Annotated in this window: 15 protein-coding genes; 10 read left to right on the top strand and 5 right to left on the bottom strand. The window is 43.7% G+C overall.

Annotation, left to right across the window (positions count from 1 at the left end):
* A complete protein-coding gene (gene ettA, locus B0I21_RS05965; protein ID WP_133639539.1) occupies positions 1-1,683 on the bottom strand; it encodes an energy-dependent translational throttle protein EttA in 1,683 nt (560 codons plus the stop codon).
* 186 nt (positions 1,684-1,869) lie between these two features.
* Between ettA and B0I21_RS05960 the strand changes: the two genes are divergently transcribed.
* The 3 genes from B0I21_RS05960 (at position 1,870) to B0I21_RS05950 (ending at position 6,677) form a co-directional block, all read left to right on the top strand.
* Positions 1,870-4,440 (top strand): ATP-dependent Clp protease ATP-binding subunit, encoded by a 2,571-nt coding sequence (locus tag B0I21_RS05960; protein WP_133639538.1) that lies wholly within the window; start codon positions 1,870-1,872, stop codon positions 4,438-4,440.
* Between the two features lie 146 nt (positions 4,441-4,586).
* Positions 4,587-4,994, top strand: coding sequence for a hypothetical protein (locus B0I21_RS05955; RefSeq protein WP_133639537.1), 408 nt, complete (start codon positions 4,587-4,589; stop codon positions 4,992-4,994).
* A 741-nt stretch (positions 4,995-5,735) separates the two neighbouring features.
* Positions 5,736-6,677, top strand: coding sequence for a hypothetical protein (locus tag B0I21_RS05950; RefSeq protein WP_133639536.1), 942 nt, complete (start codon positions 5,736-5,738; stop codon positions 6,675-6,677).
* A 243-nt stretch (positions 6,678-6,920) separates the two neighbouring features.
* On the opposite strand, the gene recN is transcribed toward B0I21_RS05950, so the two are convergent.
* Positions 6,921-8,654, bottom strand: a complete 1,734-nt coding sequence (gene recN, locus B0I21_RS05945; protein WP_317130169.1) for a DNA repair protein RecN — start codon at positions 8,652-8,654, stop codon at positions 6,921-6,923.
* Positions 8,655-8,865: 211 nt separating this feature from the next.
* Here recN and B0I21_RS05940 point away from each other — a divergent pair, with 211 nt between their 5' ends.
* The 3 genes from B0I21_RS05940 (at position 8,866) to B0I21_RS05930 (ending at position 11,782) form a co-directional block, all read left to right on the top strand.
* The gene (locus B0I21_RS05940; protein WP_133639535.1) at positions 8,866-9,534 is read left to right on the top strand and encodes a SprT-like domain-containing protein; all 669 of its coding nucleotides are present in this window, start codon (positions 8,866-8,868) and stop codon (positions 9,532-9,534) included.
* 59 nt (positions 9,535-9,593) lie between these two features.
* A complete protein-coding gene (locus B0I21_RS05935) occupies positions 9,594-11,252 on the top strand; it encodes a M28 family metallopeptidase (protein WP_133639534.1) in 1,659 nt (552 codons plus the stop codon).
* A 110-nt stretch (positions 11,253-11,362) separates the two neighbouring features.
* Positions 11,363-11,782, top strand: coding sequence for a hypothetical protein (locus B0I21_RS05930; protein ID WP_133639533.1), 420 nt, complete (start codon positions 11,363-11,365; stop codon positions 11,780-11,782).
* Between the two features lie 173 nt (positions 11,783-11,955).
* On the opposite strand, the gene B0I21_RS05925 is transcribed toward B0I21_RS05930, so the two are convergent.
* Positions 11,956-12,216: a hypothetical protein gene (locus B0I21_RS05925; RefSeq protein WP_133639532.1), complete on the bottom strand. Its 261-nt coding sequence runs from the start codon at positions 12,214-12,216 to the stop codon at positions 11,956-11,958.
* A 237-nt stretch (positions 12,217-12,453) separates the two neighbouring features.
* On the opposite strand from B0I21_RS05925, the gene B0I21_RS05920 reads away from it, so the two are divergent.
* Entirely contained in the window at positions 12,454-12,966 is a 513-nt protein-coding gene (locus B0I21_RS05920; protein ID WP_208292266.1) for a hypothetical protein, read from the top strand.
* On the opposite strand, the gene tamL is transcribed toward B0I21_RS05920, so the two are convergent.
* On the bottom strand, positions 12,963-15,323 hold the full coding sequence (gene tamL / locus B0I21_RS05915; protein WP_133639530.1) for a translocation and assembly module lipoprotein TamL: 2,361 nt from the start codon (positions 15,321-15,323) through the stop codon (positions 12,963-12,965). The genes B0I21_RS05920 and tamL overlap by 4 nt on opposite strands.
* 6 nt (positions 15,324-15,329) lie before the next feature.
* On the opposite strand from tamL, the gene B0I21_RS05910 reads away from it, so the two are divergent.
* Genes B0I21_RS05910 through B0I21_RS05900 form a run of 3 tightly spaced genes read left to right on the top strand, consistent with a single transcriptional unit; the run spans position 15,330 to position 18,562 of the window.
* Positions 15,330-16,085 (top strand): TrmH family RNA methyltransferase, encoded by a 756-nt coding sequence (locus B0I21_RS05910; protein ID WP_133639529.1) that lies wholly within the window; start codon positions 15,330-15,332, stop codon positions 16,083-16,085.
* A 50-nt stretch (positions 16,086-16,135) separates the two neighbouring features.
* The gene (locus B0I21_RS05905; protein ID WP_317130168.1) at positions 16,136-17,260 is read left to right on the top strand and encodes an MFS transporter; all 1,125 of its coding nucleotides are present in this window, start codon (positions 16,136-16,138) and stop codon (positions 17,258-17,260) included.
* A 24-nt stretch (positions 17,261-17,284) separates the two neighbouring features.
* Complete coding sequence (locus B0I21_RS05900) at positions 17,285-18,562, top strand: AI-2E family transporter (RefSeq protein WP_133639527.1); 1,278 nt, start codon at positions 17,285-17,287, stop codon at positions 18,560-18,562.
* Here B0I21_RS05900 and holA read toward each other — a convergent pair.
* Entirely contained in the window at positions 18,559-19,569 is a 1,011-nt protein-coding gene (holA, locus tag B0I21_RS05895) for a DNA polymerase III subunit delta (protein ID WP_133639526.1), read from the bottom strand. The two genes, B0I21_RS05900 and holA, sit on opposite strands and share 4 nt — an antisense overlap.
* Between the last annotated feature and the right edge of the window lie 7 nt (positions 19,570-19,576).

Raw genomic sequence — 19,576 nt, 5'->3', positions numbered from 1 at the left:
TTATTTTACCAGCTTTTTATATTTTATGCGCTTCGGTGCGGTATCGCCTAAACGCTTCTTTCTATTTTCTTCATATTCGCTATAGTTCCCTTCAAAAAAGTAAACCTGCGAATCGCCTTCAAAAGCCAAAATATGGGTGCAAATCCTGTCCAGAAACCAACGGTCGTGGGAAATGACCACCGCACAACCTCCAAAACTGTCTAACCCCTCTTCCAAAGCGCGGAGGGTATTCACGTCAATATCGTTGGTAGGCTCATCTAGCAGCAATACATTGGACGACTTTTTGAGCGTGATCGCCAGATGCACACGATTTCGTTCCCCACCGGATAATATACCGACCTTTTTTTGTTGATCGGCTCCGTTAAAGTTGAATTTTGAAACGTACGCTCTAGAATTTATAGGGCGGTTACCCAATAGGATATTGTCGTTACCATCTGTAATATTTTCCCAAACCGATTTCTCCGGATCAAGATCATCGTGATTTTGATCCACATAGCCCAGCGCGACAGTCTCACCCACCCGAAACGTTCCGGCGTCAGGTGCCTCTTGCCCAGTTATTAAACGAAACAGCGTTGTTTTCCCTGCACCATTGGGACCGATAATCCCGACGATTCCGGCTGGCGGCAACGAAAAGCTTAAATTTTCGAACAGAATTCTGTCGCCGTAAGCTTTCGAAATGTCGGTTGCTTCGATGACCACATTCCCAAGACGAGGTCCGGGAGGAATGAAGAGCTCCAATTTATCTTCACGCTCCTTGGTTTCCTCGGAGGCCAATTTTTCATAGTTGTGCAAGCGTGCCTTGGATTTAGCATGCCTCGCTTTCGGTGCCATACGCACCCATTCCAGCTCTCTCTCCAAGGTCTTTTGGCGCTTGGTTTCTTGCTTCTCTTCTTGCGCCAAGCGCTTCGCTTTTTGATCAAGCCAAGAAGAATAGTTTCCTTTCCAAGGAATTCCTTCCCCACGATCCAACTCCAAAATCCAACCAGCCACATTATCCAAGAAGTAACGGTCGTGCGTTACGGCAATGACTGTACCTTTATATTGCTGCAAATGCTGTTCTAGCCAATCGATAGACTCGGCATCCAAGTGGTTGGTCGGTTCATCGAGTAGTAAAACATCGGGTTCCTGAAGCAATAAGCGACAAAGTGCCACGCGTCGACGCTCTCCTCCTGACAAATTGGCAATAACCGCATCAGGTTCTGGACAGCGCAAAGCATCCATGGCACGCTCCAATTTACTATCGAGCTCCCACGCATTTGTGGCATCTATCTTATCCTGCAACTCGCCTTGCCTAGCAAGTAGTTTATCCATTTCGTCGGCATTTTCGTAAACTTCCGGAAGACCGAACTTTTCATTGATCTCCTCGTACTCCTTCAATATCGCCGTCGTTTCTGCAACGCCTTCTTCCACAATTTCGCGCACAGTCTTCTCTAAATCAAGCTGTGGCTCTTGTGCTAGGTAACCTACCGAATAGCCCGGTGAAAAGACCACCTCACCTTGGTATGATTTATCAAGGCCTGCGATGATTTTGAGCACAGACGATTTACCGGAGCCATTTAAACCAATGACCCCTATTTTAGCTCCATAGAAAAAGGATAGGTATATGTTTTTGAGAACTTGTTTTTGAGGTGGGTAAATCTTGTTTACGCCAGCCATAGAAAAAATGATCTTTTCGTCAGACATAGGTAATTGTAAAATGCTACTTATTTGTACAAATATAGTCATTTTTATTTCCAAAGGACTGCCATTTTGATAGTTTACGGGCTGTGGCGTAATTGTTGATAAAATCTAAGAACAACGGCATAGGATTTATAATTTATTTTTTACATTTATATCATCCTATCATTTAACAAAGGAAAGGTTTAATACATGGAAGCAAAATTTTCACCACGCGTAAAGGATGTAATCTCCTACAGCCGAGAAGAAGCGCTACGGCTTCGCCACGACTACATCGGCACAGAGCATCTTTTGCTCGGGTTGATTCGTGAGGGCGATGGAGTTGCTATAAAAATTTTAAAAAATATTGGGGTTGATACGGCAGTCATTAGGCAGTCTATAGAGGATGCCGTGAAAGGCTCGTCGATGTCTAGAGCTCCAATCGGAAATATGCCGCTTACAAAGCAGGCGGAGAAAGTTCTTAAAATAACCTATTTAGAAGCTAAGATTTTCAAAAGCGACATCATCGGAACGGAACACTTGCTGCTAGCGATATTGCGAGACGAGGAAAATATCGCCTCCCAGGTATTGCAGCAGTACAGCATTACGTATGATCTCTTTAAAAACGAAGTAGAGCAAAACAAAACGACGATTACGGATGAGGCATCAAGCTCACCTACTGGTGACGATGATTTCGCCGACGACGATCAGCAATTTACAGCACCGAAGAAAGTGTCAGACATCAAGTCTAAAACACCTGTACTTGATAACTTTGGCCGGGATTTGACCAAAGCTGCTGAGGAAGGTAAGCTGGATCCGATTGTCGGTCGTGAAAAAGAGATCGAGCGCGTGTCGCAGATTTTATCACGTCGTAAGAAAAACAACCCAATCCTTATTGGAGAGCCGGGTGTCGGTAAATCGGCGATTGCGGAAGGCTTGGCCCTGCGCATTGTGCAGCGTAAAGTTTCCCGCGTACTTTTTAATAAACGTGTGGTTACGCTTGATTTGGCTTCATTGGTTGCTGGAACAAAATACCGAGGACAATTTGAAGAGCGGATGAAGGCGGTGATGAATGAATTGGAAAAATCTCCAGATGTTATTCTGTTTATCGATGAAATTCACACTATCGTCGGCGCCGGCGGCGCCTCTGGATCATTGGATGCATCCAACATGTTCAAGCCTGCTTTGGCTCGGGGCGAGATCCAATGTATCGGAGCAACCACATTGGACGAATACCGCCAATACATTGAGAAAGATGGGGCATTAGACCGTCGTTTCCAAAAAGTGGTGGTGGAGCCTGCATCGCACGAGGAAACCATTGAGATCTTAAATAGAATCAAAGATAAATACGAAGAGCACCACAATGTGACATACACTGCTGACGCTATCGAAGCCTGTGTTTCGTTAACAACACGCTATGTGACTGACCGTTTCCTACCGGATAAAGCGATTGATGCTTTGGACGAAGCGGGTTCCCGTGTGCATCTTAACAATATCCACGTTCCACAGTCTATCATCGATATTGAAGAAAAGATCGAGGAGGTAAAGGTAGAGAAGAACAAAGTGGTGCGTAGCCAAAAGTATGAAGAGGCTGCAAAACTACGCGATACCGAGAAAAAGCTTTTAGATCAATTGGAAAAGGAAAAAGCAGCTTGGGAAGCAGAAACTAAATCCAAACGCTATACGGTTTCCGAAGACAATGTCGCTGAGGTTGTTGCGATGATGACCGGTATTCCGGTGCAACGTGTAAGCCAATCAGACAGCCAAAAGCTGTTGAACATGGGCGAGGCCGTGAAAGGAAGAATCATTGGTCAGGACGATGCTGTTCAGAAATTGGTGAAGGCTATTCAACGGACACGTGCCGGGTTGAAGGATCCTAAAAAACCAATCGGCTCTTTCGTGTTCCTCGGTCCAACCGGTGTCGGTAAGACAGAATTGGCTAAAGAATTAGCCCGATTTATGTTCGATTCTGAGGATGCGCTCATCCAGATCGACATGAGTGAGTACATGGAGAAATTTGCTGTCTCACGTTTAGTGGGAGCGCCTCCGGGATACGTCGGTTATGAAGAAGGTGGGCAATTGACCGAGAAGGTACGCCGCAAGCCATATGCTGTTGTGCTGCTGGATGAGATCGAAAAGGCCCATCCAGATGTATTCAACTTGTTGCTTCAAGTCTTGGATGAAGGCCAATTGACAGACAGCTTAGGCCGTAAGGTAGATTTTCGCAATACCATTATTATCATGACATCCAACATTGGTGCACGCCAGTTGAAAGAATTTGGTCAAGGCGTGGGTTTTACGACAGCAGCCAAAACTAATCAAGCAGATTCGCACTCACGTGGAGTGATTGAAACGGCTTTGAAGAGAGCCTTCGCTCCTGAGTTTTTGAACCGTATTGATGATGTTATTGTCTTCAATTCATTGAGCAAAGAAAATATCTTCAAAATCATCGATATCGAACTGAAGTCTTTATTCAATCGTATCGAAGGATTGGGTTACCATATTACCTTAACGGATAAAGCGAAAAACTTTATTGCGGAAAAGGGCTATGACAGCAATTTTGGCGCCCGTCCTTTGAAACGAGCGATTCAGAAGTACCTCGAAGATCCCATTGCGGAAGAGATATTGAAGGGGGAAGTAAAAAATGGCTCCCAACTCAATATTGACTACAGCGAAGAAAAGCAAGAAATCGTTGTACACGCGGTTAATCCGGAGGCTTCAGACAGTTCTATCGCTTCTGACGTGACACAGCCGGACGATAAAAACGATACAGAAAAGGATTAAGGCCTGTTCTAAACAATTTAAAAAGCTCCATTTTTAAGATGGAGCTTTTTTTATGGCTTATTTTTTGATATAAGTTTAAACCATTAACACTTTTTAACGTCTTTATAAAAAGAGAATTATATTTTTAAAAACTTATACACTATATCATGAAGAAAATTCTATTGGCCTTTCTACTGGGGACGGCAACTTTAGCAGTAGGCACGAGTTGTACAAAGGAGTATTACGACACTATTTTCCCGAGTTTCACATTAGTATACCAAAGGACTGCTGACCAGTGGCAAGGAACAGATAATCAAGCGATTTTACGCCTATCAGTTCCCGAGCTCACCCTCGAACGTTTAAGACAAGGCGTTGTAACTGTTGCTTACAGCGACGATAATGAGGTGACATATAAATCTATTGGTACCCAATCTGGACAATCTTACAGCTTTCAATATGGTGTGGGATATGTGGACATTAAGGCTGAGGACCCTATCTTAGGTGATTTTTTTGTCGAAGTTCCAGAGACAATTTTTATCAAAGTTACTATAACAGATGCTGATTATGTAGAATAAATCGCTTCGAACACGATGCTTACAATATAGGCACTGATTTACAAAATAAAGACCCGAGCATTGTGTTGCACTGCTGCTCGGGCTCTAGCTATTTAACAAGGCGCTTTATAACATGTGTCGAATTCAAATTTATTAACTGAACGCTCTTTTTATTCGTAACAATTCGGGAAGCTATAATGTGACTGTTGTAGTGAACGTACTTTATATGAACTGAACGCTAAGAACTAAGAAAAATTCCTAATATTAATAAGTTATTTTGGATAACATCTGCAAATACCAGAATATAGCATTATGAAACAGAGATCAGCGGATTTTTGGTAACAAATAATTGATTACCCATCAAATTATTCTATTAAAGAGGGATCAACGTTCTGAAAAAGCATAAACCATAATTAAAGCCCACTACCCACATGGGGCAATTCCAGCTCAAACACATTTATTTTTAAATAAACCATCCCTTCAATATCTTTCGACTTATCGCTTGGGAAGTAAGGCTATAGCAATCGCAATAGGCTGGAGACACACCTTCATTCTGCTATGAGTCTACCCGAGATTTACTAAAAACTGTATCTTCTCCCCACCTCTTTGCACCACCTTAGTACGTTTTCCGTACAGCAATGCTCAATTCCTTTGCTAATTTATAATTTCATTATCCTTTACTTATTCATACATAAAACCTACGCAAAAGGTTTATATCACTTATGACAAAAATCCATAATAAAGATAAAAAATAATTTTTTAATGAATAAAAAGACAACACCCTCAGAATTGAGCTACAAAACTAGAAATGGCATCGATATAGATCCATCCGTAGTTCGCGCGTTTGACCTTTTCGGCTTAAGTAATGAGAAGTGGCAGCGGGATCATATCTACTATAATTTAACCGAAGAAAACCCAACGGGACGTTTAAACTTAAATATGGTAGAAACCATAGTCTCTTTTACGATATCAAGAGCTGCCCTTTCAAAGATCAGCGATCAAACCGGCGATCCGGTTTTGGCAACGTACCCTAATCAAACCATCGACATACCAAGTGGAACCACCACAACCCAATTGCATCAAATTATTCAGAAGAACGCTTGGACAGATGGACAATTTGAATTCAGATTTGATGTGTTGATAAACAATAAAAGAGGAGTGGGTAGCGTACAACAAATATATTATCCTATCACCCCAACCGATCTTTTCCATATTACGAACAACTATACAAAAAAAATTGTTAATGGAAAAGAACAGGCGGTGATTGTATATTTTCTTAATGATATACCAAGAGGGGGAACGGAGATCAGGGGTAGTCAAGAGGTAGTGGTAAATCTTCCAATTATAAACTGGGATATACAAACTAATGCTCCGTTATGGAAGATTTCACTGTATGAAACAGATTCGCAAGAAGTTATTCAAACGAAAGAAAGCGTAACCAACGAATTTGCTACCAATTTTGGGCTAAATGTCGGCATAGAGTTTTTTATAAAACTAGGTTTTAATTTCGGCATTTCAAATAAGGAGACCTTTACAAGGGAACTAACAATTAATAGAACTGCTGGGGATGATGATTTAGGCTCGGTATTCATCGATTTTGGACACCCAGTTATTAGGAGTATAGGAAGAGGCGGTAACTTAACTTTGCATGAATACAAAAATGAGTATTTCAGTTTGAAAGTAATTCCAAAAAGGGCTTATTAGATCGGTTTTATTCAATAAAAAAAGAAAAAGCCCATTGAATAATGGTCCATTAATACTTTCATTGATAATTTAAGGTTCGAGCCATATAAACCTACTCGGGTCAATCCCAAAGGCCGACCGAGATAAAAATATCGGAGTTTACGAGGAAGCGCGATGAAGCAATCTACATTAATAAAAATGCAGATTGCTTCGTCGTCGTTCCTCCTTCTCGCAATGACGTTAACGGTTTGTTTTCTAAATAACTCATCCCCCTATCAACTCCCTAGCATGTTGTAGCGCAGACTCTCCGGGGTTCGTACCACTCAGCATTTGCGCTATCTCTAAAACACGCTGTTCGGCACTTAGTGGAACAATATTAGTCCGTGTCTTTTCTGCTTCATCGATTTTATATACTTTAAAGTGCGTATGACCTTTCGAAGCGATCTGCGGTAAGTGCGAGATCGCCAACACCTGCATGTTCGTCGCCAGTCGCTCCATGATTTGGCCCACTTTCAAAGCAACTTCACCGGAGATTCCTGTATCGATCTCATCAAAGATGATGGTTGGCAAAGCGGAGCTACTTGCCACCAGCGATTTGATCGCGAGCATAACCCGCGACAGCTCTCCGCCGGAAGCCACGCGATGTATAGGCTGTAATGTTTGCCCCTTATTCGCGGAAAACAAGAATTGCACCTCGTCTGCTCCACTCGCCTTATAGCGATCGACGGGAAGCACATCTAATGTTATCCTTAACTGAGCGTTGCCCATACCCACCTCACTTAATACCGCTTGCACATATTCTTCTACCTGTTGACGCACCGCATCACGCGACTGGTGGAGCTTATGGCCTTCGCGTTCCAGGATCAGCAGACTTTTATCTACCTCGCTTTGTACTATAGCCAATCGCTCTTCCCTATTAGCCACAGCCAATATCTTTTGTTCCAATTCGTTTTGCAAATGCAATAAAGCGGTCACAGTCTCTACCCTATGTTTTTTCTGCAGGCTGTACAGTATGCTCAGGCGATCATTGACCGTAGCTAAACGATTTTCGTCCATGTGCACCTCTTGACCTAAAGCATCTACCTCCTGCGCAATATCCTTGATTTCAATCTGCGCACTTTGCAAACGTTCAGCCAACGTCGTGACCGCCGGCAAATACCTTTGCACGGCTTGTAGATGCTGCAACACGTCCTTCAAGGCTTGATTGACGGACATATCTTGCTCGTCCAGTAGATGAGAAGCGCCCAACAATCCACGCTTTATTTCCTCCGCGTTTTCAAGCTGATTGATTTCCTCCTCCAACTGCTCCTGCTCGCCCTCTTGCAGCTGCGCCTCCTGCAGCTCATCGAACTGAAATTGATTGAAATCGAGCTCTGCATTTGTCGTATGGATATCGGCTTGCAGCTGCTCCAATATCTGTACCTTGTCTTTATAGCCTTTTAATGCGGTTCTGTAGGCTGCCAAGATCTCTTGATTTTTAGCCATGCTATCAAGTACCATCAACTGAAAGCGTTCCGTATTAAGCTGCAAAGTGGCATGTTGGGAATGTATATCAATAAGCAGCTCGCCCAGCGATTTGAGCACCGCTAACGTTACAGGAGAATCGTTCACAAATGCACGCGATTTCCCATCAACAGCAACTTCTCTTCGGATAATCGTCTCCGGTTCGTAATCCAGATCGTTATCATCGAAAAACGCCTGCAGATCGTAAGCCGCCAGTGCAAAAAAACCCTCTATAACGCATTTCTGGTCTTCATTAAAAAAGTGCTTTCCTTCTGCTCGATTACCTAAGATCAGCCCCAGCGCTCCCATAATAATTGATTTACCGGCCCCGGTTTCTCCTGTGATAATATTTAAACCTGCATCGAATTGAATATCGAGATTCTCAATAAGTGCGTAATTCTTAATAAATAGCCTTTTTAACATATCTTGTCCTTGTTTCGACCGCTTCTCTCCGTCTGCATCTGCGGCTCGAGTTTCGCGATAGTAGCCATACATCCATCGGCATTTAGCAACGTGTTAATATCAAATAGCAACACACGTTAGCCGTGCTTTCCTTTTTGTATGCTATCGCTAAATAAACTTCACCAATAAGCATCGGCAGTCCTCCAGTCCGTGCCGGATTAAGCTATCAAATATACTTAATTCGGTGTGGATGAGAAACGCGGACTTTGCAGTTTATCAAATAAAAATAATAAGTTTGCAAGCGATGGCAGATTTTTCAAAACAACTTAGTAAATATATGCCGGAAGCTGCGGCACCTATTATTTCCGCCTGGATCAACGACACCGGATGCAGGTTCCGCATATCGCGAAGTCGGCGAACAAAGTTGGGTGATTACACAGCGCCATTCCGCGGCGACACGCACAAGATTTCCATCAATCATGACCTGAATACCTACGCTTTTTTGATTACAACCATTCATGAATTTGCGCACTTAAAGACTTGGCAGCGCTACAAGCACAGCGTAAAACCGCATGGCGTGGAATGGAAATCTAGCTATAAGGAATTGATGCAGCCGTTTCTAGGATTGGCCATATTTCCGACAGATGTTCAACAAGCTATTGTACGTTATATGGAGAACCCTGCCGCCTCGAGCTGTACCGACCTAAACCTGTATCGCATCCTTCGTCGCTATGACGAGGCTGTCGATTCTGGTGCGAGTACCATCGAAGCTATTCAAGAGGGCAGCGTTTTTCGGATAAAGGGTGGGCGTATCTTCCAGAAGAAAGAACGGTTAAGAAAACGCTATAAATGTGTTGAACTGGCAACCGATAAAGTATATCTTTTTCATCCCATTGCCGAGGTATTCCTTTTACAAGAGAATCCGGTACAGCCGGGTAGTCTCCCGATTTTTAAACAACATAACACGAAATAAGCAAATTTATCAACCTGATCTATGAACAGCATCTTGTAAACCATTTGATTCCATTATATATGAAGAACCACATACTTTTCCTCTGCAGTGCTTTTCCCCTGTTTTTCGCCTGCAATGAACAAGGAAATAGCTACGACGCAACACAGCTTGATAGTACAGCCTTAACGGCTATTACGGAAGCATCCTACAGCAACTATGTTAAAACGCTATCATCGGATACCTTCCAAGGGCGGAAGCCCTTTACCAAGGGGGATACACTTACGGTAAATTACATTGAGGAACAATTTAAAGCCCTGGGGCTAGAGCCGGCGAATGACGGCTCCTATTTTCAGAAAGTACCGATGGTAGAAACGGCTTCTGTGCCTATGCAAAAATCGTTGACATTTCAAGGAGAAACTGGCAGCTTTACTGCCGAATACCTATCGGATTATGTAATCGGTAGTCGTCGACTTCAATCAGCGATTAATGTTCCGGAATCTGAGCTGGTTTTTGTGGGTTTTGGGATTGTCGCACCGGAATTTGGTTGGAACGATTATGAAGGTATCGATGTCAAAGGAAAGACCGTCGTAGCCATGGTCAGCGATCCCGGCCGGTATGATAACACGCTATTCAAGGCAGACACGATGACCTACTACGGACGCTGGACTTACAAATATGAGGAAGCAGCCCGACAGGGTGCCACAGGCATACTTCTTATCCACGATACCGATGCAGCAAGCTACGGCTGGAATGTGGTGCGAAGTGGCTGGTCGGGGCCACAACTTAGCTTAGTTGAAAACACGAGTGATGATAAAGCGACGGCATTTGAGGGCTGGATACAAGCTGCCACCGCCAACAAATTATTTGCGCTGGCAGGACAGCCAGCAGATATACAAGAGCGTGCTAAGAAGAAAGGCTTCAAGCCCGTACCATTGGGCGTTAGCACCGCGGTACAGTTAAAAAATAGCATTCGAAAATCCAGCTCTAATAACGTACTTGCCAAACTGCCCGGTACAAAACGGGCTGATGAGGTGATCATATACAGTGCACACTGGGATCATTTGGGCATTGGCGAGGCAGTCGATGGCGATTCCATCTACAACGGCGCAATAGACAACGCCGCCGGCGTGGCTGCCCTTTTCGAAATTGCAAAGGCTTTTCAAGCTGCGTCGGTAAAACCAGAACGAACCATCGTGTTCTTAGCGGTCACAGCTGAAGAAGAGGGCTTACTGGGCTCTGCGTACTACGCGCAACATCCGGTTTTTCCGTTGCGCAACACGGTAGCTAATCTGAATATGGACGCCTTCAGTGCACTGGGAGCAACGCGAGATGTATCTATCGTAGGGGTCGGGCAAACCGAAATTGAAGACTACGTGCACCGCTCCGCTGCAAAGTTCAATCGTACCGTGCATGGTGATGCAAACCCTGCTTCAGGGGGCTTTTATCGTTCCGACCATTTCAACTTCGTGAAAGTTGGCGTCCCTGGCCTCTTTATGGGAAGCGGCAGCGAATTGATTTCAGCAGATTCCATAGCAAATGCAAATCGTAAAAAAGCGCTGGAAGGCCGCTACCACACTGTCGCAGATCAGGTGGATGAACATTGGGACTTTGCTGGCATATTGGAAGATATACGCCTGTTTTTTGATATAGGCTATACAATGAGTATGGAAAAAACCTTTCCCTCGTTTAAAAAGCAGTCAGAATTTAAAGAAATAAGTGATAAGCGACTGGCAAAATAGTACCTTTGTCGGGGCAGCTACGTATTTGCCCTACAGCATCCGCCGAATAGGCTAAAGCTGTATGTTAGAGAAGAGATAATGTACAAATTTTTAAATTTATGTTAACCGGAATGAAACATCTACATTCGACCCTAGCCATCGTTTTGTTGTTGGCTTTAGTGATTGCTATCGTAATTACCCTTTCAAATTATTTAGGAAACAAGGCTTACAACCGTAAAGTTGCGTTGATTGGCTTCATATCCGCTCACCTGCAATTGCTTGTCGGATTAATTATCTATTTCGTATCGCCGCTGGGCATACAGTCTTTTTCAGGCGATAACATGAAAAATAGTTTATCACGTTTGTATTTTCTAGAGCACCCCTTAATTATGATCATTGCTATTGTATTGATCAGTGTGGGTTATATCAAATCCAAGAAGATCGCCGATGCGAAGAAAGCAAACCAAACGGTTTTAATTTTCTACATCATTGGCCTTATTTTGATCCTGTCCAGAATTCCATGGAGCACCTGGTCTTTGTTTAACGGCTAAGCGGTCTCCCCTGTATACACTAAACAAGCCCAAATCTTTCGATTTGGGCTTGTTTAGTGTATACAGGCAACGTTTCTATCCATCGTATACGACTCATGCAGACATGGGTAGAGTAAATAAAAAAAGCTAATCATTGTCTAACGATTAGCTTCATTTATTTTATAAAACAGCATCTAGTATCTGTTCTTTCCAAATCCTAATATCCCAAAAACAACTTTGAACGCGATTACCGTTGCCACAACCATGGCTAAGTTAGCGATCAATGAAAACATAAACGTAAATTGATCTAAAGCGGGAAGAACGTCAGGAACAAATCTGATGAATACTCCTACTAACCCAATCACGATAGCGACAGTCAATGTAACATAATATTCCGTGCGGTTTGCGTTATTATCTGTTTTTTTTGCTGGTCTTTGAGGCGCTGTATTTTCCATATCAGTCTAAAATCTTTTTATACAGGGCAAATGTACGGAAGAAATAGTCAAAAGTCAAACATAAAAACCTAAAAGTGGCCATCTCAAACTCCTGGATTCTGTTACCAAGTACGACCATGGGTGGCACTCCCCTTTCGTGAAACCTGACTACTGTAAGGGATACACGCGGTAAACCACGCAAATTTTAACTAATATTGCAAAAAGAACTATTACATCGTGATGCGAGCATTCTATATCATGCCTTTTTTTGTTTGCTGTGTGCTTCTGACAAAAGCACAGCCACAGCATATTGGTAACTTTATCGTGAAGGAAAACCTGACCCAAAATGGGAAGTTGGCCATCATAGCTGTAGACAGCGCAGAGCAACCCTTGGAAACCATTAATGGAACGTTTGTTTTTAACCTGAACGGCTTCGAACAAGATTTAGCGTTTCATGATGGCGTAGCCGTCGTGAAACATCCTTTAGCGTCATCCACGTTTGTGTTTTTTAAACATAAAAACCAAGAAAGCTCCGTTGGTAAATTGTATTATATCTATAAATCGGATCAAGCATTGAAACCCTTCAAAATTAATGGGCTACTGCTTTTAATTATTCCCGGCGCCTTCTTGCTAGTGGGCTATCTATTCAAACGCTTCTTAACGGTGCTGGTTATCTTGGCCATCATCTATGGTTATTTTCACTATGCAAAAGGCTTGGATTTCAGCAAAATTGTGGAAAGTATATTCGCAGGAATTAAAGGCTTTGTTTAAAAAGGTAGGCCTACGCTAAAGTTGTACTGTATAAAGTTATACCGATCTGGCCGTCGTGCCTCATAAAACTGCCTCTTGAACTCTCCTGCGTTAAAAAACTCTTTGATCACCCATTGGTTGCTTCCTTTAAACTGCGGATCTTTCAGCTTAAGGCCCGCATCCAGACGGATCATAAAATAATCCATATCCAACCGCAGACCGAACCCTGTGCCCAGTGCAATCTGCGATAAGAACCTATCAGCCCTGAATGTGCCCTCACCGGATGTCGTAAATTCATTGTCGCGAAGCAGCCAAATATTTCCGGCATCTAAGAAAGTGGCGCCGTTTAACTTGGCCCCCAAAAATTTATTAAGTAAGCGAAATCGATATTCAGCGTTGGCTTCGAGCTTGACTTCGCCTAACTGATCGAGGTTACGAAGGTTCAAGCGTAGCTGCTCATTTTGAAGACCACTGCGATCGTAGTTCCCAGGGCCAAGCGTGCGCGCCTGCCAGGCACGGATGCCGTTCATTCCGCCGCCGTAAAAGCTCTTCTCGAAAATGAGCAGCTGGGAGTTGTTGCCGTAAGGCACGGCAACACCGCCATTGAAGCGAAGAACAAACTGCCTGTTCCCGGAAAGGTGTTTATACCAACGGTAGTCAAGTTCTGCCTTTGCATACTGCAAGTATGGCACGCCGAACAACAGTTTTTCACCTTCAGCAGAAGTGTTAAATTGAAACAGGTTAGCGGCGAGTCCGAGTAGATTTCCACTGCTTTCCAATCCCAGCCGAAAGTAATTGAAGTCTTCCAAACGAAGAAGACGCTTGGCGTTATAGGTAAAAGCATATTGCGCACCTAGCCCAAAATATTCGCGGTTGTTACTGCGTATATACAGACGGTAGCCCTCTTCTTCTAAACGGCGCGCGAAGTCATCATTTAAGCGTCCCTGCCTGTATTCAATAGAGATTGGCGTTAAACTATGCTGCGCATGCACATCGCTGTACCATATGTAGTTTAAGGTGTTTGTAAAATATCGGTTCGAATAGGTACCATCCTGTTGAAAGAGCTGTACCGTGCTGGAAAACGTGGTGCGGGGTAAACCATATGTGCCACTACTAGAGTTTTCAAATGGCGTCATCAAGCGTGGAACGATGAGGTTCACGCCGATCTGAAAGTCGTTATTAAAAATTTTGCTGGCTAAACTGCCGTCCAACCGCGGATCAAATAGCACGCCATATCGTGCTTTAACTTCCAACTGTTCGGCGCCTCCGAAAACGTTGCGATGCGAGAAGGTATTACCAACGTTGAAACCGCTCATACCCGAACTGAAGGTAAATTCGCCTTCTACTTGGTTTGCCATGACGGGTCTTGGCGTCAGTTCATAGGCTACGTGAAGCCTGTTGGAATCTACCTTTTGGTAGTTTATTTTCACGTTTCGGAAGCCATTCATTTCATACAACCTATCATAGGCCTGGATCTCCTTTTTTAGGTTGTAACGCATACCAGACCGGACATACATATACCGGGCTAGTGGAGCGAGTTTAAACCGCCCCGTTTCATCTTTATATTGGATCTTGGATATGGAATGATAAAGTGCCCTTGACTTCCTGTTGCTGGTTTGACCATAAGGGAGGCGTACCGTTGCGGAAACACTGTCAATATAGTAGACCACATGCGTATCGTTTTCAGATGGATTTTGGATATCCACATGTAAATTTGCCTGTTTAGCGACGGTATTGGTATCTATCCCCACGCGCATATATTGCCGCAAGTATTCGTAGTAACCAAGTTCTTTCAACTTTGTATACAACCGCTCTCGCTCATCCAGCAGATCGCCACTATTAAATTGTTCGCCGGGTTTAGCTTTCGAATAAGGTAACACTGCCTGGGCATAGATGGTATCAATTCGACTGTCTACGACATGGTGGGTTATTTTTCCATACCGAAAAGGCTGTCCTAAGGCCACATCAAATTGCAGGATCGCTTTCTTATTTTTAACCATAGCGACAGGCTCTACGATGGCGTTAAAATAGCCGCGTGTTTGAAGAAACCGATTAATTTGAGTAGCTGAAAGTTCGACCAGCGAAGAGTCGAGTACATGAGGTGCCTCCCCCACATTGCGTATACCGTCTCGTTTATACCTCCCGTCTTTCGTATTAAACCAGTTATAAATCGTCAAATTTAAACGTGAATTTGGCTTTACTTCTGTTGATATGTACGCAGATGCATCTTCTTTAAGTTCTGGAGAGACACCCTCAATTTTCACCTTCGTTACCAGCGCTTGGTCGTCCTCCAAATACTTCGCAGAGCGACACGATGCTAGAATTAGCAACAAAAGCGTTATACTTGCAAAGGCAATAAAAATATCTTTTTTAATCATTAAGCGATGTTATCAAAAGCACAAATCAGTCTAGTAACGTCATTGCAGCATAAAAAATTTCGCAAACAACACGGTCTTTTCCTTGTGGAAGGAATAAAATCCGTGTTGGAATTTATTTCGTCCAATTATCAAATCCATAGCATATTTACCACAGCAGAAGCTGCGGCAAAAATGCCTAATTTACCGCAGAAAATAAAATATGTTGAAGTCAGTGCCGCTGAATTTCATAAAATTTCTACATTAACCAACCCGCAAGGGGTTTTGGCATTGGTTCATTTACCGGAGGCGGAGGCGTTTGATTGGACGATCGTTCGGAACGAGCATAGTCTGCTACTGGACGATATTCAAGATCCGGGAAATTTGGGAACCATCATCCGAACAGCAGAATGGTTTGGAATTCGGCAGCTCATCTGCTCGCTGGGCACGGTAGATGCCTACAATTCGAAAGTAGTGCAAGCGACGATGGGCTCTTTGGCGCGTATAAAGATTACGTATACAGACTTAGTTGATTTTATTGCCGATGCCCAACTCCCAACGTACGGAGCTGTTTTGCATGGAGAATCAATCTATAAGACGGATTTCGGAAAAGCCGGGCTCATTATCATGGGCAATGAGGGGAACGGAATTAGCCCTGCGTTGCTGGAGGCCGTGGAACATGCGGTTACCATACCGCGCGTAGGCGAGGCAGAATCACTCAATGTGGCAATCGCCACCACGATTTTTTGCTCCGAACTGACGCGGCAATCTTTAGCTAAAAAATAATGGTGAACGATTCAAAATCGATATATACACTACCTTTCGCCCTTCTTTGCATGAGTTCGCTTCTTTTTTCAGCGAGCTTTAATATGATCATCCCTGAGCTTCCCAACCACCTGAGTAAAATGGGCGGCGGAGAACACAAGGGGCTCATTATTGCGCTCTTCACGTTGACGGCTGGTATCTCGCGTCCCTTTAGTGGAAAGCTAACAGACCGTTGGGGCCGGGTGCCGGTGATGGCCGTTGGCTCTGTTGTTTGCTTTGTCTGCGGATTTCTCTACCCGGTAATCAGTTCGGTCGCCCTCTTTTTTTTACTTCGCTTGGTACACGGCTTTTCCACAGGGTTTAAACCCACTGCAACATCTGCCTATGTAGCCGATATTATTCCACAAAATCGTTGGGGTGAGGCGCTGGGGATGCATGGCTTATGCTTTAGTATAGGCGGTGCTATTGGCCCTGCTGTGGGTAGCTTTATCGCCCAAAACTACGGGATCAACCCCATGTTTTACAGCTCCTCGCTTTTCGCTTTGCTCTCCATCGTTATTGTAATAAACATGCGCGAGACCTTACAAAATAAAGAGCGTTTCTCTACCTCGATGCTAAAAATCAGGCGTACCGAGATACTCGAATGGCGTGTGTTGCCTGCCGCAGTCGTGACGCTCCTTTCGTATTCCGGCTATGGCGTGATCTTAACCCTTATACCCGACTGGAGCGAATATCTTGGCATTGGAAATAAGGGCCTTTTTTTTACCGCTTACACCCTGTCCTCTATCCTGATTCGCTTTATATCCGGAAAGGTAGCAGACCGCTATGGCCGTATACATGTCATGATTGTGGGCCTTTTTATCGTTGCGCTTGCTGTCCTTCTTATTGGCCTAGGAGACTCCATTGAAGGTTTAATTGCAGGAGCAATTATCTATGGTATCGGTACGGGCATCCTCTCGCCCGCAGTCAATGCGTGGACTATCGATCTCAGCCTACCGCAGCACCGTGGCAAAGCTATGGCCACCATGTACATAGCACTTGAAGTGGGCATCGGCGGTGGGGCGCTGTTGGCTGGATACGTCTATAGCGATAACGTAACGCGTATACCACACATTTTTATCGTCAATAGCTTCATTATATTGATCGCTTTCTTCTACGTTATTTTTTGGAATCAGAAAAACAAAAGCAGGACTTAACTGTTGTTTGAAAAAACATTTTTGATGGAAAATAATTCAAAGAAATTTCCCTACGCACTGGATTTGGCGGCAAGTCTTCTAGCGATGGCGTTGTTGTTGGGTTTTATGTACGCGACAGAGACCGTACTTGTGCCGCTGCTCTTTGCTATTTTAATAGCGATTTCTTTGTATCCGATGGCTCGCTTGTTTGAACGACTACGCTTAGGAAAAGCTACCGCGGCTATACTGTCTGTCATTGTCGCTATCGCGGTGCTTTATGTCATTGGCTGGTTTATCGTCCATCAAAGCATAATTATAGGTAAAGATGCTACCGCCATCACAGATAAAGTGATGTCTGTGCTGGAAAGAGCGCAGCGCTGGACCGAAGAATCATTTGGTATTCAGCGGAGCGCCCTGATGGATCAATTGCGCGATCAGGGAAACAAGATGATGTCTAACGCAGGGATGATGGCTTCTGCAACATTTGGGTCGATTGGCAATATTCTTGCGGGTGCAGTGTTGGTGCCTCTGTTTGCTTTTTTTCTACTCTACTACCGTGATTTCTTTCGGGAATTCTTTTTCAAGGCATTCAAAAGCGTGCCGCAATCTAAGGTCCACGAAACACTAAATAAGATCTATTACGTTGTGCAAAGCTATCTATTAGGACTGGTTACCGTGATGGGAATTGTCGCCATTTTAAATACGGTAGGTTTGATGGTTATGGGCATTGAATATGCTTGGTTTTTTGGAACCTTAGCTTCCTTATTGATGCTATTGCCTTATATCGGAATCGCCATCGGCTCCATATTGCCCGCCTTGTTTGCGCTGGCCGTGAAAGACAGTGCCTGGTACGCTGTAGGCGTCATTGCCTGGTTTCAGGTGGTACAATTTTTAGAGGGGAATGTCATTACCCCAAATATCGTAGGTAGTAAAGTCAGTATCAATCCCTTAATGGCGATCATTGCTATTTTATTGGGGGGCATGCTATTTGGCCTATCCGGGCTAATCTTAGCGTTACCGCTTACTGCAACAATCAAAGTAATATTTGACGCTATTCCATCTATGCAAGCTTTTGGCTTCCTTATCGGCGAGCCTGAAAAGGAGCATTTAAAAATAAACGCCACGCAGGAACTCCTGATCAAGTGGGGTGTTGTGCGTAAGCCTAAAATGGAGAAAAAAGTCAAGATCGACGTGGAAATTGATTCAAATAATCCCACGGCGCCCACTAAAGTTCATTACAAAGAAATACATGAATCCGAAATCAACCCCTATGAGGAGTTGCCTAACAAGGGAGAAGGGAAAGATGCTCAGGACAACGATTAGTTTAGTATCTTAAAGATCAATTCGCGCAGGATGTCACCACTACCTGTAAATGGCCCGACATCCATGCCTTTTGTCTTCAAGTCGCAAATACTTAAATCGTGAATAATAGCGAATGTTTTTTTTCGGTTGAAATTTCGCGCGGCGGCTTCATATTCTTTCAAAAAGAAGCTGTGTACACCAAGCTGCTTGGCGGCTACCTGCGGTGATTTATCCGGTAGGTAGTGGTATTTCAGTATTTTCGTGAAGTATGTGCCTAAGTTTCCAATAACCATGGGTAACGGATTTGATTTCGGGTTCGCGACGAAGTAATCTACAATCTGTATGGCTTTTACAGCATTCCGTTTAGCCAGGGCCGACTGGAGTTCAAACACATTAAAATCTTTGCTGATACCGATATTCTGTTCAATATGGAGCGCTTGAACTTCCTGATCTTTCGCTACATTGAGCAATAGTTTATCAATTTCATTAGCAATTTTAGAGAGGTCTGTTCCCAAGTAGTCCGCCATCATGGCTGCTGCTTGCGGATGTATCGTACGGTTGGCTGCACGAAATTGTTCCACGATCCATTCCCCTATCTTATTGTCGTAAAGTTTTGCCGACTCAATAACTACACCCACCTTCTCAAAAGCCTTGTAGATTTTTTTACGTTTATCAAATTTGCCGTACTTGTAGGCTAAGACCAATATTGTGGAAGGTGTTACATGCTCTAGATATTTCCGCAAAAGCTCTTCCTCGGATTTCCATTTTAGGTCTTGTGCTTCTTTAATGATGATAAGTTGGTGGTCGCTCATCATGGGATAACGCTTTGCAGCGTTCACGATATTGATTATGCTGCTGTCTTTTCCGTACAGGATCGTTTGGTCAAATCCTTTCTGCGCGTCGGTAAGCACTTCTTTCTCCAGCTTATCGGCTATGAGGTCTATGTAATACGACTCATCGCCGTGTAAAAGATATACAGGACTAAACTTTCTTTTCTTGATATCAGTAAGGATGGCATTCACATTCATACCCGAC

The sequence above is a fragment of the Sphingobacterium paludis genome (genome assembly GCF_004364125.1).
GTDB classification, from domain to species: Bacteria; Bacteroidota; Bacteroidia; order Sphingobacteriales; family Sphingobacteriaceae; genus Sphingobacterium; species Sphingobacterium paludis.
This window is presented reverse-complemented; position numbering and strand designations above follow the sequence as displayed.

Bases quoted from the DNA above. Each gene is read 5' to 3' on its own strand.
- ettA (WP_133639539.1), bottom strand. From the start codon at position 1,683: ATGTCTGACGAAAAGATCATTTTTTCTATGGCTGGCGTAAACAAGATT.
- B0I21_RS05955 (WP_133639537.1), top strand. From the start codon at position 4,587: ATGAAGAAAATTCTATTGGCCTTTCTACTGGGGACGGCAACTTTAGCA.
- B0I21_RS05910 (WP_133639529.1), top strand. From the start codon at position 15,330: ATGTTATCAAAAGCACAAATCAGTCTAGTAACGTCATTGCAGCATAAA.
- B0I21_RS05940 (WP_133639535.1), top strand. From the start codon at position 8,866: ATGGCAGATTTTTCAAAACAACTTAGTAAATATATGCCGGAAGCTGCG.
- B0I21_RS05900 (WP_133639527.1), top strand. From the start codon at position 17,285: ATGGAAAATAATTCAAAGAAATTTCCCTACGCACTGGATTTGGCGGCA.
- B0I21_RS05920 (WP_208292266.1), top strand. From the start codon at position 12,454: ATGCCTTTTTTTGTTTGCTGTGTGCTTCTGACAAAAGCACAGCCACAG.
- tamL (WP_133639530.1), bottom strand. From the start codon at position 15,323: ATGATTAAAAAAGATATTTTTATTGCCTTTGCAAGTATAACGCTTTTG.
- B0I21_RS05905 (WP_317130168.1), top strand. From the start codon at position 16,136: ATGAGTTCGCTTCTTTTTTCAGCGAGCTTTAATATGATCATCCCTGAG.
- B0I21_RS05950 (WP_133639536.1), top strand. From the start codon at position 5,736: ATGAATAAAAAGACAACACCCTCAGAATTGAGCTACAAAACTAGAAAT.
- B0I21_RS05935 (WP_133639534.1), top strand. From the start codon at position 9,594: ATGAAGAACCACATACTTTTCCTCTGCAGTGCTTTTCCCCTGTTTTTC.
- B0I21_RS05960 (WP_133639538.1), top strand. From the start codon at position 1,870: ATGGAAGCAAAATTTTCACCACGCGTAAAGGATGTAATCTCCTACAGC.
- holA (WP_133639526.1), bottom strand. From the start codon at position 19,569: ATGAATGTGAATGCCATCCTTACTGATATCAAGAAAAGAAAGTTTAGT.
- B0I21_RS05930 (WP_133639533.1), top strand. From the start codon at position 11,363: ATGAAACATCTACATTCGACCCTAGCCATCGTTTTGTTGTTGGCTTTA.
- B0I21_RS05925 (WP_133639532.1), bottom strand. From the start codon at position 12,216: ATGGAAAATACAGCGCCTCAAAGACCAGCAAAAAAAACAGATAATAAC.
- recN (WP_317130169.1), bottom strand. From the start codon at position 8,654: ATGTATGGCTACTATCGCGAAACTCGAGCCGCAGATGCAGACGGAGAG.